General features: G+C 55.6%; 12 protein-coding genes. 6 read left to right on the top strand and 6 right to left on the bottom strand.

Translation table 11 applies throughout. From position 1 onward, the window contains the following. The first annotated feature begins 172 nt into the window (after positions 1 to 172). Together FMN52_RS01350 and FMN52_RS01345 are read left to right on the top strand one after the other, a co-directional pair. Positions 173 to 2,038 (top strand): methyl-accepting chemotaxis protein, encoded by a 1,866-nt coding sequence (locus FMN52_RS01350; RefSeq protein WP_240339364.1) that lies wholly within the window; start codon positions 173 to 175, stop codon positions 2,036 to 2,038. Between the two features lie 170 nt (positions 2,039 to 2,208). Next, on the top strand, positions 2,209 to 3,045 hold the full coding sequence (locus FMN52_RS01345; protein WP_148606927.1) for a peptidoglycan-binding domain-containing protein: 837 nt from the start codon (positions 2,209 to 2,211) through the stop codon (positions 3,043 to 3,045). Between the two features lie 3 nt (positions 3,046 to 3,048). On the opposite strand, the gene FMN52_RS01340 is transcribed toward FMN52_RS01345, so the two are convergent. The 3 genes from FMN52_RS01340 to FMN52_RS01335 all read right to left on the bottom strand — a co-directional run bounded on the left by FMN52_RS01340 (position 3,049) and on the right by FMN52_RS01335 (position 4,107). Continuing rightward, the gene (locus tag FMN52_RS01340) at positions 3,049 to 3,300 is read right to left on the bottom strand and encodes a hypothetical protein (protein WP_148606926.1); all 252 of its coding nucleotides are present in this window, start codon (positions 3,298 to 3,300) and stop codon (positions 3,049 to 3,051) included. A gap of 233 nt (positions 3,301 to 3,533) precedes the next feature. Beyond that, on the bottom strand, positions 3,534 to 3,686 hold the full coding sequence (locus FMN52_RS19825) for a hypothetical protein (protein ID WP_162851843.1): 153 nt from the start codon (positions 3,684 to 3,686) through the stop codon (positions 3,534 to 3,536). Between the two features lie 169 nt (positions 3,687 to 3,855). Then, positions 3,856 to 4,107, bottom strand: coding sequence for a DUF465 domain-containing protein (locus FMN52_RS01335; RefSeq protein ID WP_148606925.1), 252 nt, complete (start codon positions 4,105 to 4,107; stop codon positions 3,856 to 3,858). Between the two features lie 167 nt (positions 4,108 to 4,274). Here FMN52_RS01335 and FMN52_RS01330 point away from each other — a divergent pair, with 167 nt between their 5' ends. Beyond that, a complete protein-coding gene (locus tag FMN52_RS01330; RefSeq protein ID WP_064227976.1) occupies positions 4,275 to 5,243 on the top strand; it encodes a beta-ketoacyl-ACP synthase III in 969 nt (322 codons plus the stop codon). Position 5,244: 1 nt separating this feature from the next. Here FMN52_RS01330 and FMN52_RS01325 read toward each other — a convergent pair whose 3' ends face one another. After that, positions 5,245 to 6,795 carry a diguanylate cyclase gene (locus FMN52_RS01325; protein WP_148606924.1) on the bottom strand — a complete coding sequence of 517 codons (1,551 nt, stop codon included), beginning with the start codon at positions 6,793 to 6,795 and terminating at the stop codon, positions 5,245 to 5,247. Positions 6,796 to 7,005: 210 nt separating this feature from the next. Here FMN52_RS01325 and FMN52_RS01320 point away from each other — a divergent pair, with 210 nt between their 5' ends. After that, positions 7,006 to 7,278: a YebG family protein gene (locus FMN52_RS01320; RefSeq protein ID WP_148606923.1), complete on the top strand. Its 273-nt coding sequence runs from the start codon at positions 7,006 to 7,008 to the stop codon at positions 7,276 to 7,278. 36 nt (positions 7,279 to 7,314) lie between these two features. Here the strand turns inward: FMN52_RS01320 and FMN52_RS01315 are convergent, their stop codons facing one another. Continuing rightward, positions 7,315 to 9,771, bottom strand: coding sequence for a DUF2309 domain-containing protein (locus FMN52_RS01315; protein WP_148606922.1), 2,457 nt, complete (start codon positions 9,769 to 9,771; stop codon positions 7,315 to 7,317). Next, positions 9,768 to 11,387 carry an NADH-quinone oxidoreductase subunit L gene (locus FMN52_RS01310; protein WP_148606921.1) on the bottom strand — a complete coding sequence of 540 codons (1,620 nt, stop codon included), beginning with the start codon at positions 11,385 to 11,387 and terminating at the stop codon, positions 9,768 to 9,770. The genes FMN52_RS01315 and FMN52_RS01310 overlap by 4 nt, the downstream gene beginning before the upstream one ends. Before the next feature lie 100 nt (positions 11,388 to 11,487). Here FMN52_RS01310 and FMN52_RS01305 point away from each other — a divergent pair, with 100 nt between their 5' ends. Both FMN52_RS01305 and FMN52_RS01300 read left to right on the top strand, forming a co-directional pair. Further along, a complete protein-coding gene (locus FMN52_RS01305; RefSeq protein WP_148606920.1) occupies positions 11,488 to 12,399 on the top strand; it encodes a LysR family transcriptional regulator in 912 nt (303 codons plus the stop codon). A 90-nt stretch (positions 12,400 to 12,489) separates the two neighbouring features. Continuing rightward, positions 12,490 to 13,968: an NAD(P)/FAD-dependent oxidoreductase gene (locus FMN52_RS01300; RefSeq protein WP_148606919.1), complete on the top strand. Its 1,479-nt coding sequence runs from the start codon at positions 12,490 to 12,492 to the stop codon at positions 13,966 to 13,968. Positions 13,969 to 13,983 lie beyond the last annotated feature (15 nt).

Raw genomic sequence — 13,983 nt, 5'->3', positions numbered from 1 at the left:
TGATAAAACAAATTGATAGAAGGGCTACGCTTTGGCTTCCTCTTTCCTCGAATCCGCAGAACGAACATTAGGTGTTCCAGGCAAGCTATTGATTGCACCTATTTTTATTTTAGTTCTTTTTGCAGCAGTCACGTTTTTCAGTGTTTCCGAGTTCCAGCAGCTGGACGAGCGAATGAACACTGTCGCAAGGGACCTGGCGCCGGATACGGCGATTGGCACAGAATCGGTCATAAGCGTTTACAGAATGCGCCTGCGGGTTTTCGACTACTACGCGTCAGGCAATGAGGAAACCCTCGAGCGCTTTGACGAGCTTGAGTCAGATTTCAACGCGGTTATGGCGAAGGCCCAGGAAAACATTCAGGAGCCAGAGCGCGCCCGTCTTGTCGATGGGATCGAACAAACCACCAACCGCTATATTGATGCCTTCAGAAATGAACTGGTGCCGGCAAAACGTCAGGTCCTAACCATTATCGATGAAAGGCTGGACGAGCACGGCCCCAATGCAACAAAGGCGCTCAGGCTGGCGCTGAACGGTGTCGCCAACCGAGAGCCCGATAGTGAGCTCAGAGCCGGACTGGAGCAGCTCCTCAACGATGCCCTGATCATGCGGATGACTGCCGAACGGTATCTGGCAAAGGGTGACGAGGATTCGAAAAAGGCGCTGGGCTGGGCGATTGAAGATCTCTCCGACGCACTGAACCTGATCGATGCAGAGAATGGCCCGGAATTCGTCCAGGTTTATCTCAATACGGTCGTGGAAGAACTCGGGAGCTACCGCGCAGCCGTTCAGGAGATGCTCGAGCAACAGAGTATTCTGGTAGACGTGAAGTCCAGCAAATTGGACGTTCTGGGGCCTGAAATTGCGAGTATGGCCCGTGAGCTTGAAGCCAGCATTTTTGATGCGCTTGAAGTAGAAGCGGATGAGGCGACGTCGGCAACTGATCTTGCGCTCAGATTCACCCTTATCGCTTTCGTGGTATCGGCAGTACTCGGCCTCATTGTTGCGGTACTGATGAGCCGTCTGATGGGATCGAGCGTGAAACGGGCGAAGACAGAAATTTTGGATTACCTCGACGACATTGCCAACAACAATGGTGATCTGTCCACTCGGCTCACTCCTGGTCGCCCGGATGAAATCGGTGATTTCATCGGCGCCGTCAACACCTTCCTCGAAACTCTCGAGGAAACGATCTCAAACATCGTTACGGCTTCTCGCCGACTGACTGGTGAGTCTGAATCGCTTTCGGGCATTACGGAACGTACCACCGCCAATTCTGAACAACAGCGCGACCAGATCACGCAGGTGTCCGCCGCAATGCAGGAAATGGTCTCGACCTCCGAAGAGATTGCCTCGAACACCAGTGAGACAGACGAGTCAGCCCGCAAGGCCTCCTCACTGGCGGATTCTGGCCAGGAAACGGTTGGATCAGCGATTCGTGCGGTTACCAACCTCGCCAATCAGGTGGAAAAAGGGTCGACGCGCATCCAGCAACTGGAAACCGAGTCAGCCGAGATTGGCAATGTTCTGTCTGTGATTCAAAGCATTGCGGAACAAACGAATCTCCTCGCTTTGAATGCTGCCATTGAGGCGGCCCGAGCCGGCGAAGCAGGACGGGGTTTTGCCGTGGTTGCCGATGAGGTCCGCGGTCTCGCCAAACGTGTTCAGGAATCGACGGTCGACATTGAGCGGATTGTGTCCCAGCTTCAAAGTGGCGCGGCCGGTGCAGTCGTAGACATGAGCAAGGCCAAGCAGATGGCCGAAGAGGCCAGCGAGGAGGCCAGCAAATCGGGCGAGGCTTTGACGGACATTCTAGCGGCGGTTAACAGCATCGTTGAAATGACAACTCAAATAGCCAGTGCAACCGAACAGCAGAGAGCAACGGCTTCGGAGATGACTCAGAACGTGGAAATCAGCAGTGGCGCCATTGAGGAGCTGGCCGGGGATATTTCCCAGGTAAACCAGTCAAGCCGTTCTCTGGCGGACATGGCTGATGATCTAAATACTCTCGTGCGACGCTTCAGGGCCAGTGAATCCTGAACACACAATGGTTGCAGATGTTAACCAATTCACGAGAGCGCAGATGATTACCTGATACCTTGGGGTTTCAAGTTACACAATGTAACCGGAAACGGACTGCCCGGAGGTATCCCGCCATGACGCGCTTTCATTCACAGAGAAATCCAGGCATTCGTGGTTCTGTCATTGCCTTGCTGGCAGCGGCCACTTGCCTTGGCAGTGCTCACGCCTCCCAACCCGAAAAAGTCATTTTCGCCGCGGAAAACGCACTTTACGGTGCCGGTCATGACATCGGGCGCGCCGATGGCTGGCTCGACAACCAACTCCGTGCAGCTATCCGCGCCTATCAAAGTGAAAACGGGCTGCAGACAAATGGCAACCTGGATGCTGACACGCTCAACGCGCTCGGCATAAACGTTCCATCGGGGGCAACGATCACCGCCAATTCTGTTGGTAGTCGCACGGACTCGATGGAAGGGCTTGGATTATCCATACCCAAGCCAAAGCCGGTCACCCCGAAAGTTGCAACTGCCGAGCCAGAACCTGTTCAGGAACCCACCCAGCAAGCCGATCAGAAATCCTCGGGAAAAGTCCAATCAACGGCAAAACCGAAAACGGAAAAATCAGTTGTTCAGATAGTTACAGACGAAACTTCAAAACCAGTTGAAGATGAAAGTCCCAAAAAACCTGAAGTGGTTATTTCAGACACCGCCGAGCCGGCGGTTGCAGAGTCGCCTCAACCAAACCTCGAACCATCCCCCGAACCGAGCCCCGAACCGGAGCCTGAGATAGTCGATAAGGCGCCAACCGCAACCCGGGCCGACAAGGACCCGGTCCTGGCCCGGATTCCGACCGAGCCCACCAGTGCAGGACAAGCAGAGCCGGAGACAACGAAAACCGAACCATCAACGACTGAACAGATCGACACCCCTGCACGGGAAAACCAGACAGTGGCCGACAGACCGCGAAGCTCTGGCGGAGGCTTTTTCAGCGCACTGTTTGATTTCTTTTTTGGCTGGCTGGTGTGAGCGTCAGCTCTGCAACCGGTCTTTGAAGACCTTCCAGTCGATCACGTTGCCGTCGGAATCAAAATGAACGTAGCCACGGAAGCTGGGGTCATCTTCCCAGGCTTTCACAAAGCCGACAGTTTCACCGGCATCGGATACGATCTCAAAGGCTTCACTACGGACGTGGGCTAATTCAGTGTCGGGTTCAGTATCTGAACGCTTGAGGGTAACGGAGGAGTCTAAAGGCAAGGTGCTTTGAAGGAATTCCTGGATCATCGTCAAGCTCTCCTTTCAGGGTGAACCGGTCTGGTTCTGGAGGTAGCGACACTATAATCGGATCCAGTAAGAGAGAATACAGATTCAGATCAATTTTCTTAGACTTTTTTGAGATAAAAACGCTGTAATAACAACAGGATATTTCATTTTTGTGACAACATGTAACCTGCGAGACTGATTAAATTTCAATCAGCTCAGCAGGTTACCGAAGCCAACGCCAACCACCGCGTTGATCAGAATTTCCAGAACGGTGTGCTCAGCTTTTGCTCAACCATTTCCGGGGAAAATCCAACGTCGTTCAGCAAATGCCGATCCATTGTCATTACCATGTGGATAAAGTTGCGCTTCATCCGCCAGCCTTTGTATAGAGAAGCAGCTCTTTTCATTTCATAACTCCTTAGTCAACCCGAATTGCAGTCTGTAAAAACCGGGACCTTGTTTAATTAGGATCCTATTCTAGGCCTGACGAGGAGTTTTCTGAATACTTGGAAACCCCTATAAACAGGGGCTCCAAGCATTTTTTTGTTTCAATATTGTGTGATTTTGATTGCAGCGTTATGACGCCTTGGCGTTTGAAAGTAACACCTGGTAGAGATCGTCTTTAAGCTGTGCCCGCTTCTGCTTCATGCGGTGCAGTTTGTCGTCGCCAATGGGAGAGTCTCTCTTTTCCAGCCCTTCAATTTCGTGATCAAGATGCGTGTACTCCTGAAGCTTTTCGTTGAACCTGAGATCATTGCTCTTGAGTTCCTGAATCAGGTCTCGGTACTGCGGGAATTCTACGTGAAGCTCGTGGCTGGAAATGCCCATCGTTTTACTCTCCTTTTCTTTGCAGAGTGTTGATCAAGGCTGATCACCTTCAGCATAGACGAGCCTGCCAGTTTCTGGGCGTCTTTGACAAATCGCTAATTACGCACGACGTTGCATGGGTATAGCATGGTAGTACGTTATCCAGTTACGCCTCGGGACACTTGCGAATGACCTTTGCACGAATCACCGGCACCGGTTCCTACCTGCCGGACAATATTGTTACCAACAAAGACCTTGAGAAAATGGTCGACACAACCGACCAGTGGATTCGCGAGCGCACGGGAATCGAAAGACGTCACATTGCCATCGAAGGTCAGACTACCGTTGATCTTGCCGAGCAGGCGGCCAAGAACGCCATTGACGCAGCAGGCATCAAGGCGGAAGACATTGATCTCATCGTGTTCGCCACATCCACGCCGGACAAGATCTTTCCCAGCTCTGCCTGCATCCTCCAGGCGCGCCTCGGCATCCATGGCTGTCCTGCCTTTGATATACAGGCCGTCTGCAGCGGCTTTGTTTACGCGCTGGCAACGGCAGAAAAGTTCATTAAGACTGGAAGCAGCAAGAAAGCGCTGGTTATCGGCGCCGAGGTCTTTTCCCGCATCATTAACTGGGAAGACCGTGGTACCTGTGTCCTGTTCGGGGATGGTGCCGGAGCAGTGATCCTTGAAGCCGATGAAGAAACCGGCATCCTCTCTACCCATATTCACGCCGATGGTCAGTATGCGGATCTACTTCACGTGCCCTGCGGCATTGCCGATGGCTACGACCAGGTCAAGGCTGGACGTGCATTTGTTGAGATGAAAGGCAACGAAGTGTTCAAAGTGGCGGTAAACACGTTGGGCAAGATCGTTGACGAAACCCTTGCGGCTAACCAGATGCAGAAATCGGAGATCGATTGGCTGGTTCCGCACCAGGCTAATCTTCGCATCATCTCGGCCACGGCAAAGAAGCTGAACATGTCCATGGACCAGGTGGTCGTAACGGTTAATGAACACGGCAACACGTCTGCCGCATCCATTCCCCTGGCCCTCGACGTTGCCGTTCGTGATGGGCGAATCAAACGCAACGAAGTGCTTCTGTTGGAGGCCTTTGGCGGTGGCTTCACCTGGGGTTCGGCTTTACTGAGGTACTGACTCAGCTTCGGCACACCCGGTTACGCCCTGCGTCTTTGGCTCCATAAAGGGCGGTATCAGCTTTGTCGACAAGCTCTTCGGCCGTGACCTCGGTTGCCTCGCACGTCATGGCCACGCCCAGACTGATCGTCACGCAGCCTGCAATCGACGACAGTGCGTGCGGGATTGCCCTATCGAGCACCGCTCTTCGACAGGACTCGGCAATAACTCCGGGATTGTCGGTATCAGGCAGGATGATGGCGAATTCCTCGCCACCGTAACGCGCCACCAGATCGCCGGGCCTTTTCGCCATATCCCTGAGAACGCCTGCGACCTGTCGCAAGCAATGATCGCCTGCGGGGTGACCATACTCGTCGTTGTATTCTTTGAAGAAATCGATATCGATCATGATCAATGACAGGTTTGTTTTTTCACGATTGGCCCGGCGAATCTCATGCTCAAGCACGGTATCGAAATGCCGCCGATTTGCCAGACCAGTAAGCGAATCGGTAAGTGAAATCCGCTCCAGCTTGGCCTTGGCCTCGCTCAGTTGCAGGTTTCTTCTGGCACCGGCAAGGAAGTAACCGACCACCACACAAACAAGAATGATGCCGGAGGAACTGACAAAAACCGGTAATACGCCGCGTTTCTCACTGATTAATTCGGCCGAAGGGACCGCTTCGACCGACCATTGACGGCCCGCGATCTCAAACTCCCCTGCTCGGTATCGGTCGTCGAACCGCCAGGCTTGCGCGCTCGGTTTTCTCGACCTGTAAAGCAGGCTCTCCCCGCCGTTCGTGCGATCGATAACTTCCAACAACAGATCTGTTCTGAGTTCGCTGCCAACAGCCTGCTCGACCAGCTCTCCGACACGAAAAACACCGTTGATAAAACCATAATGGTAAGCTTCTGCCGCTGACTCCGCAGCTCCCGGCTGGATTTTGTACAACGGCGCGAAGACGAGAAACCCTTTCTGATCCTCAGGTTCCTGAACCAGGCGGATGCCTGCCGTAGCCACCATCTCTCCAGTCGCCCGTGCCAGAGAGAGCGCTTCGAAGCGGGATTCTTCGCTGGCAAGGTCGAAACCAAGGGCCGCGCGATTATCGGCAAGCGGCTCAATGTATTGGACCGGCACATAAAAATCCCGTGGTTTAACGGGAACCAGTCCCTCCAGACCGGTCTCGGTGACATTGAAGTCCTGAAAATCCTCACTCTGTTTGCGAATGAAATCCGTAAGCTGATCCGGCTCTTTCAACGGCGCCCAGGCGAACGCCTGGATGGCAGGAGATCGATCCAGCACATTCCTGGTCAAGGTCCCAAAGCGGGCCGGGGTCATCTCGGGCATGATTCCAACGGCTGCCTTGAGCGCGTATAGGATTTCAAGGTTTAAGAGAACCTCTCGTTCGATGCTGCCAGAGAGCTGATCTATGTCTGACTTGAATCCCAGTTTAATGGCTCTCGATTCCTCGACATAAAACAGCCTTCCCAGGGCAAGACTGATCGCCACGCCCACAATGAGAGCAACCACGGCTGGAAGAACTATTCGCCGTTTCGAGAAAGTTGCTGCGGACAACGTTGAACACCCCCTGAGTCGCTCAATTTAAACCCGATTCCCGGACTGGATTTGCGCAGATGTTTGTTTTACGAGCCTCAGCACCCCTGAGATGTGAGCGTATGTAAATTAAGTCTTCGGCTTTCCTTGGAATAGCGTTGGCACCCGAATGACGGCTCAGTTATACTGTTTTTTTATACAGTAATATGCACTCCACTGCGAGGAATAACCATGGCAGTACAAGCAGTCTACTTTTCTGATAGGGACGGCCTGGATATGGCACTGAAAAATCCTGAGACGATGCTGTTCACTTCAAAAGCCGAAGCCGACGCCCGGGACAAGATACTGGAACTGGCAGAAGAGATTCAGGTATACCTGGGCCGCAAAGTTGAAGGTCTGGGGGACGAACTGGCCGAACGTTGCGCCATGGCCATCGCAGAGGACAAAGACCTGTTCCAGAAGGCGCTCAAGAAACCCGAGCTGCTGAACGGCGAACAGGAATAAGGAAAACAAGGGCGACCTGTGATGGCCGCCCTTCCCTCACGATACGGCGACCCAACAACCATTGTCGTAGCGCTCCGCACCCTGGCCGGACATCCGATGCAGACTGACCCACTGATTCTCCACAAGAGCGGCCACATCCGGTTGCCGATGCAGAACTGATTCAATTCGGTCCGCCGGCGCATCGATCAGAACAGTAAGACGAAGCGGCTCATGACGCCAATGAGTGCCATCGTGAACCGACTGCAACGGCAGGCCGATTCTCAAGTGCGTTCCGTTGCCTTCCACCACACCGACGTTACCTCCAACCACCGAATGCAGCAGTTTGTTGCCCGAGCCGTACACCTCGGGAACGGTGACCGACGCAAAATACTGAAGGTTGATCCAGTTGGCCACGACCATGGGTGCCGAAAGCAGCGCCTCAAGAAGGCCGCCATCAGCATCCAGGGCGGGGTCGTAGTCGTGCAGGAAAACCCGACCCGACAGGTCGCAGCCCCGAGTCTTGGTCCGTTTGGCAAAAACAATCGCTGCGTTGTTGGCGAGGCCCCATTCCGGGCGAACCTCGGACCAGTCCCGGGTTCGAGTTTCCATGGCCTGTTTGAGGTTGTCGTCGTCCAGTCCGTTCAATTTCAGCGGTGTGGCACGTTCCTTACGAACGCGGATGCCGGCCTCCTCAAACCCGGCTTCAAGATCCGCCAGCTTCTGTACGTGGGAATCCGGGACCAAATGGCGATCTGCAATCGTCACCTTGTCAGTCGCGGTGCAATGCACCGCAGCGACCGCCCATGTAAAGTCCGGGATCTTGATGCCCTCAGCTGCCAGCCCCGCCCTAACCTGGGGATCATTAACCAGGCCGGCCGCAAGTCGCGCATTCACGCCGCCGCTCTGACCACCGCAGGCGCCGCAGTCAAGACCGGCCTGGTTCGGGTTGTTATCGGTGTGGCTGCCATGGCCCACCAGTACCAGCAATGGCGCAAAACCACTGGTTAGTGACATACCACGGAGCATGTTTGCCGCCAGAGTTACCTTTTCGGCATCCGACAGCGGATCCCCCCCATGATTGTGCACCAACCGGCCCTCAACACTCTGTTCCTGCCTGGGCTGTTGGCCTTTCTTTAATGAGTCTTTTACCAGCTTCCAGGCCCAGGCCAGCCCGGTCGTTTCAACCAGTGTGAAAGTCGACAGACTGGTGTATTTCGCCTTTCGAACCGATTCCCGGGCGATCTCCCTCTGATCCAGAGAACGATTCTCTGCCAGGTCCTCCCTCAAACTCCCCTTGGTATCGACCAACCGGTATGAGGCTGGCAACAGACCAGGAAGACGGCGGGCCGGCGCGAACGGTCCATGCTGCTGATGGTCAATTGGCATGCCGAAAAAGCCTGCAAAACCGAGCGTCTGCACTCCCGGGTAGACCTCCTCAAGATGGCGACGCATCACTTCGGAGCGAACATCAATACAGAATACGGCCTGAGCGAGCGGAATTTCACTTTCAGAGTCCGGCACCGCTTGTTTAGCGTGGGCAGACCCAAGCGCCCGCCACAAAGTGCGCTGATAGCCAATCTCTAAGGCACGCTGCCAGACCCAAAGTCTTCTTTGATCGTTGTGGTCGCCGCTGCGACGTGCCCGGGCCCTCTGCCTCTGCCATTCTGCCCTCTGGCCCGTCGAGGCAAAGGCTACACCGGCAGACTCCCACACCAGCATAATCGCCAGGATTTGCGCGCAGCGATCAGATGAACGCCCCTCCAGGCCTGCCCGCCAGTCTTCGCCCCGGCACCAGGATGCCCAGCCATTTACTCTCAGTAACAAGCTGTGGCACAGGGCCTCCAGGTCTTCTCCGGAGACACGAATCCGCTTGATAGCATCCAATATCGCCTCGTCCATGCTGTCAGGCACGGTTTTGAAGTAGGCCCTGGCGCCTTTAAGTCCGGTACTGAAATCCAGTGACAGGTCCTGTCGGACTGACTCCAGCCAGAATTGGAACAGGTCCGATGAGGCGTTATCGCCAGCAGCAGACCACCGACCCTGCCGCTGATCAAAGAAAGCACCACAAACTCGTGAGACCTGGTCACAGACTGTATCGGCCAAACCGCTTACTTCATCGTTGCCGCTCGCTTGCTTGAAGGTATCGAGAATGGAACTCCTCAGGGGCGCTGCTATGGAAGGCTTGCGACCAAGCCAATCCAGGTACCAGGCCGTATTCCGCTCGTGACCACGCTCAGCGATACTGGCCTGGAGATCCTCCTCGCGAATCCGGCCGCCCGCCCATGCCTCTCGGTAGTATTCTGTTGGCATTAGCATGCTGAAGCCGCCCCGCTCACCAAGCACCTGATCAGCCCGCGCCGCCGGAAGGTGCCGCAGGCCCCAGAACGGATTAACGGCAATCCACTGATCCAGAGGCCAGACCGGAGCGATCAGGTCGCAGGCCTGCCGGAACGGCTTTCGCCAGCCATCATTGATAACCTGCAGCTCAGGTACCGACACGCAGACGTTACTCATGATCTCTCCTCCAGTCTGAACGGATGATGGGGAACCCGGCGGAACATGGTGGGAACCTTCAGGGCTTCCGCCGCCAGGAAGCGTGTCAGCCGGTCGAACGGCAACTCAAGATACAGACCCTGGCGGAAATGGGCACAGAGGGCGCGGGTTGCCGGGAATCGCGACCCGAACACGATCAACAGGGAACAGGCGGCCAATAGCGCAACCACTGCAGAACCAACCGACCAGGCTGTCGTCGGGATAGCGAACCCCTCGTGCACGGGCACCGCCGGTCCAACAAGGAAGTGCAGCAGTGAGTACACGGGGACCAGAAGTACCGCCAGGCCTGCAAGCCGTAGCTTTACGGCGGCAGTTGCTCCGGCCGGAATACCCATTGCAGCCGCAGACACCGCAAGCACCAGGAGCGCTGCGAATACCGGGTTGTTCTCCACAATCCAGGGCGCCTGGAAGAGTATGCCAGCCGCCACCAGGCCTGTAGAGCCTGCCCAGAACAGCCGACTGGCCGACGGAGACTCCGGGAAACGACTTGCCGCAGACACTGCCACGGTGCGACCGGAGGCCAGGAAAGAGTGTGCCTTATACAGTGAGTGCGCCAGCAAATGCAGCAAGGCCAGCGTGTATGCCCCCATACCAATCTCGAACAGCATGAATCCCATCTGGGCACAGGTTGACCAGGCCAGTGCGTGCTTGACCGAGTACTGGGTCATCATGGTCAGGACCGCAACAACCGCGGTCATTCCGCCAATCACCAGCAGAATCATGTGACCCGCCGTAAATCCGTCGAACACCGGGAACAGACGAAGCCACAGGAACCCACCGAGATTGATAACGCCGGCGTGGAGCAGCGCCGATACCGGTGTGGGCGCTTCCATAACCCGAATCAGCCAACCGTGGAAGGGAATCTGGGCGCACTTGAGGACTGCCGCCAGGGCCAGAACAACCGAAGCAAACGTCAGCGCGGTTGATCCGCCAGCACGAGCGGCCTCACTCTGGACCATTTCCGGCAGGTAGAAGGTGCCGTAGTGAAAATACAGGGCCACCACACCGGAGATGACCAGCGCATCACCCACACGGCTGACAATAAACTTCTGAACCGCCGCCACACGCGCCTGAGGCCGGTCCTGGTAAAGGGTGAGCAGGTGATGCAGGGCCAGACTGACACCAATCCAGGCGCCCGCGAGAATCAACAGGTGGTTGGTAAACACCAGCACCAGAACGGAGGCAACCGTCACCAGCAACCAGGGAAGAAACCGGTCGCGACCAGGATCCTGACTGAGGTAATTGTCGGCAAAGCGCAGGATCACCCATCCGATGAAGGCCACCATCATGGCCATCCAGACGGCAATGCCGTCCGGATAAAGGCCAAAACGCCCGCCAAGGGCAGCCAGGCTCTGGCCATCGCTGCCAAGCCGGGATTCAATCAGGAGTAAAACTGCCACCATCAGCGACGCGGCCATGGAAGCCACCATCATCCATCCGGCAATGCGCCAGCAGTGGTTTAACTTGAGGGGACTCTTCAGCCAACCACTCAAACCGGCCAGTATAAAGAGGCCCACCGGCAGCAGCAGCCAGGTTGCGAGGATCACGAGCGATGACAATTCGGCGATTGGATTCATATCTACAAACCTCCTGTTTGCATGTACTTTGCCCTTGTCCATCACATATAAAAAATGGTTTATACTGATCACTTCATTCTGTTTTTGAGAACGAACGACTGTGAAGCTCAATTACCATCATTTGTATTATTTCTGGAAAGTCGCCCGAACCGGCCACCTGACACGCGCTGCCGACTCGCTGCATATTTCCCAGTCCGCCCTGTCGGGCCAGATAAGAAAGCTCGAGGAGAGCCTGGGGCATGATCTTTTTATCCGAGAGGGGCGGCGGCTGAAACTTTCGGAAGCGGGGCGAATGGCGTTTTCCTATGCCGAGGAGATTTTCCGGCAGGGTGAAGAGCTGACTGCATTGTTTGCCTCAGGCGCTCAGCCCAACCGCGAAATCCTGCGGATCGGCGCAGTTGCAACGCTGTCCAGGAACTTCCAGGAGGGTTTCCTCCAGCCGCTGCTGAACCGGGAAGACCTGGAGCTGAGCCTGCAAAGCAGCCACATCGATGAACTGCTCAGACGGCTCTCAGCCCACCGGCTGGATTTGATCCTGGCTAACCAGTCTGTCCAGGGTGATGAACAGAATCCCTGGCGCTCCCGGCTGATTGCAAAACAACCCGTGAGCATCATTGGGCCCCGGGGGATCGATGTTCAGGGCAATTTTGCGGAGGTATTGCGCGGCAGGAGCCTGATCGTTCCGGGGCCGGACAACAACATACGCCAGGCCTTTGATCAGCTCTGCGAGTACCACAGACTGCGCCCGAACATTGCCGCTGAAGTGGACGATATGGCCATGATGCGACTGCTGACCCGGGACACCGGTCACTTTGCCATCATGCCTCCGGTGGTCGTGCGGGACGAAATGAAAAGTGGAACTCTGGCAGATTACGGCGCCCTGCCCGGCGTCTTCGAGGAGTTTTACGCCATCAGCATCCGGCGCCAGTTCGAGACACCGGCTCTGCGAGAGCTCCTGTCACAAAGCGAGGACAATTTCCTGACCAGGACACCGATTGGTCATTCTGACTAGCCCGTCTGGAGAAAAATGCCATCCATCCGGGCCGGTTACATCCGTATACTCAACCGGAAAGACCATAATAATAACGCCGGACATCTGATCATGAACCAAGCCAACCTCCGTGAACGCCCGTCCATTCTGATTATCGGTACCGGTTTCGGTGGCCTTGGCATGGCCATAAAACTGAAACTGGCAGGCTTCACGAACCTGACCCTGCTGGAAAAGGCCGACCGTGTTGGCGGCACCTGGCGCGATAACACCTACCCCGGCGCCGCCTGCGATGTCCAGTCCCACTTCTACTCCTATTCGTTCGAACCCAAACACGACTGGTCGCGAAAATTTGGCTTGCAGCATGAAATACTCGGCTATATGGAGCACTGCGTCCAAAAATACCGGCTTGGCAGTCACATACGGTTCCATTCGGAGGTCCAGGATGCGACCTTTGACGATCACTCGAATCAATGGACAGTCACCCTGGCTAACGGCGAGCACCTGACCGCCGACGTGCTGATTACCGCCACCGGCCAACTCAATCAACCTGCCTGGCCAAAACTCGACGGCCTGGATCGCTTCCAGGGCAAGATGTTCCACTCGGCCCGCTGGGATCACGATTACGACCTGACCGGTAAACGGGTGGCCGTCATCGGTACTGGGGCCAGTGCCATCCAGTTTGTCCCGGAGATTGCGCGGAAGGTGAAACAGTTGGACCTGTTCCAGCGCTCGGCTGCCTGGGTGCTGCGCAAACCGGACCGTCCTTTCAAGACCTGGGAGCAGACCTTGTTCCAGAAAGTGCCGCTCTGGGACCGTTTCTACCGCTATCTGATTTACTGGAAAAACGAGAGCCGAGCCCTGGCGTTCACCAGATTCAGCGGCCTGCTGGAGTATTACGCCAATCAGGCGAAACGTGAGGCGCGAAAGCGGGTTACGGATCCCGCCAAATTGAAAAGGATCATTCCCGATTACAAGATCGGTTGTAAACGTATCCTCATTTCCAATGACTGGTATCCGGCCATTAACCGGCCTAACGTGAATCTGATCACTGATCCGATCGAACGAATTGACGAAACCGGCGTGATCACCAGAGATGGGCACCACCATCCCGTGGATGCCATTATCTGCGGAACCGGATTCCGGGCCTCGGAGTTTCTATCCCCCATCCGGATAACTGGCCGGGACGGGAAGACGCTGAACCAGGCCTGGCAGAACGGCGCAGCCGCCTTCAAAGGCATCACTGTCAGTGGCTTCCCGAATATGTTCATGCTGTATGGGCCAAACACCAACCTGGCCCACAACTCAATCCTCTACATGCTGGAATCCCAATTCCGATATGTTCTGGCGTGTCTGGAAGCTCTCGAAAAATACCCGCACTCCGCCATGGATGTCCGTCAGGACCGTCAGGACCGTTTCACCCAGGTGGTGCAACAGGGCCTGGAAGACACGGTTTGGAGCTCCGGCTGCACCTCCTGGTACCTGGATGCCAATGGCCGTAACACCATTAACTGGCCGGGATTCACCTTCACCTACCGGTTTGCCACCCGGCGCGTCGATACCGCTGATTACCAGTTTCTGTACCCCGGGTAGTCCAAGGGTTAAGTA

This window comes from Marinobacter sp. BW6 (assembly GCF_008107725.1).
Classification (GTDB): domain Bacteria; phylum Pseudomonadota; class Gammaproteobacteria; order Pseudomonadales; family Oleiphilaceae; genus Marinobacter.
This window is presented reverse-complemented; position numbering and strand designations above follow the sequence as displayed.

Bases quoted from the DNA above. Each gene is read 5' to 3' on its own strand.
- FMN52_RS01350 (WP_240339364.1), top strand. From the start codon at position 173: ATGAACACTGTCGCAAGGGACCTGGCGCCGGATACGGCGATTGGCACA.
- FMN52_RS01340 (WP_148606926.1), bottom strand. From the start codon at position 3,300: ATGATCCAGGAATTCCTTCAAAGCACCTTGCCTTTAGACTCCTCCGTT.
- FMN52_RS19825 (WP_162851843.1), bottom strand. From the start codon at position 3,686: ATGAAAAGAGCTGCTTCTCTATACAAAGGCTGGCGGATGAAGCGCAAC.
- FMN52_RS01335 (WP_148606925.1), bottom strand. From the start codon at position 4,107: ATGGGCATTTCCAGCCACGAGCTTCACGTAGAATTCCCGCAGTACCGA.
- FMN52_RS01330 (WP_064227976.1), top strand. From the start codon at position 4,275: ATGACCTTTGCACGAATCACCGGCACCGGTTCCTACCTGCCGGACAAT.
- FMN52_RS01320 (WP_148606923.1), top strand. From the start codon at position 7,006: ATGGCAGTACAAGCAGTCTACTTTTCTGATAGGGACGGCCTGGATATG.
- FMN52_RS01315 (WP_148606922.1), bottom strand. From the start codon at position 9,771: ATGAGTAACGTCTGCGTGTCGGTACCTGAGCTGCAGGTTATCAATGAT.
- FMN52_RS01310 (WP_148606921.1), bottom strand. From the start codon at position 11,387: ATGAATCCAATCGCCGAATTGTCATCGCTCGTGATCCTCGCAACCTGG.
- FMN52_RS01300 (WP_148606919.1), top strand. From the start codon at position 12,490: ATGAACCAAGCCAACCTCCGTGAACGCCCGTCCATTCTGATTATCGGT.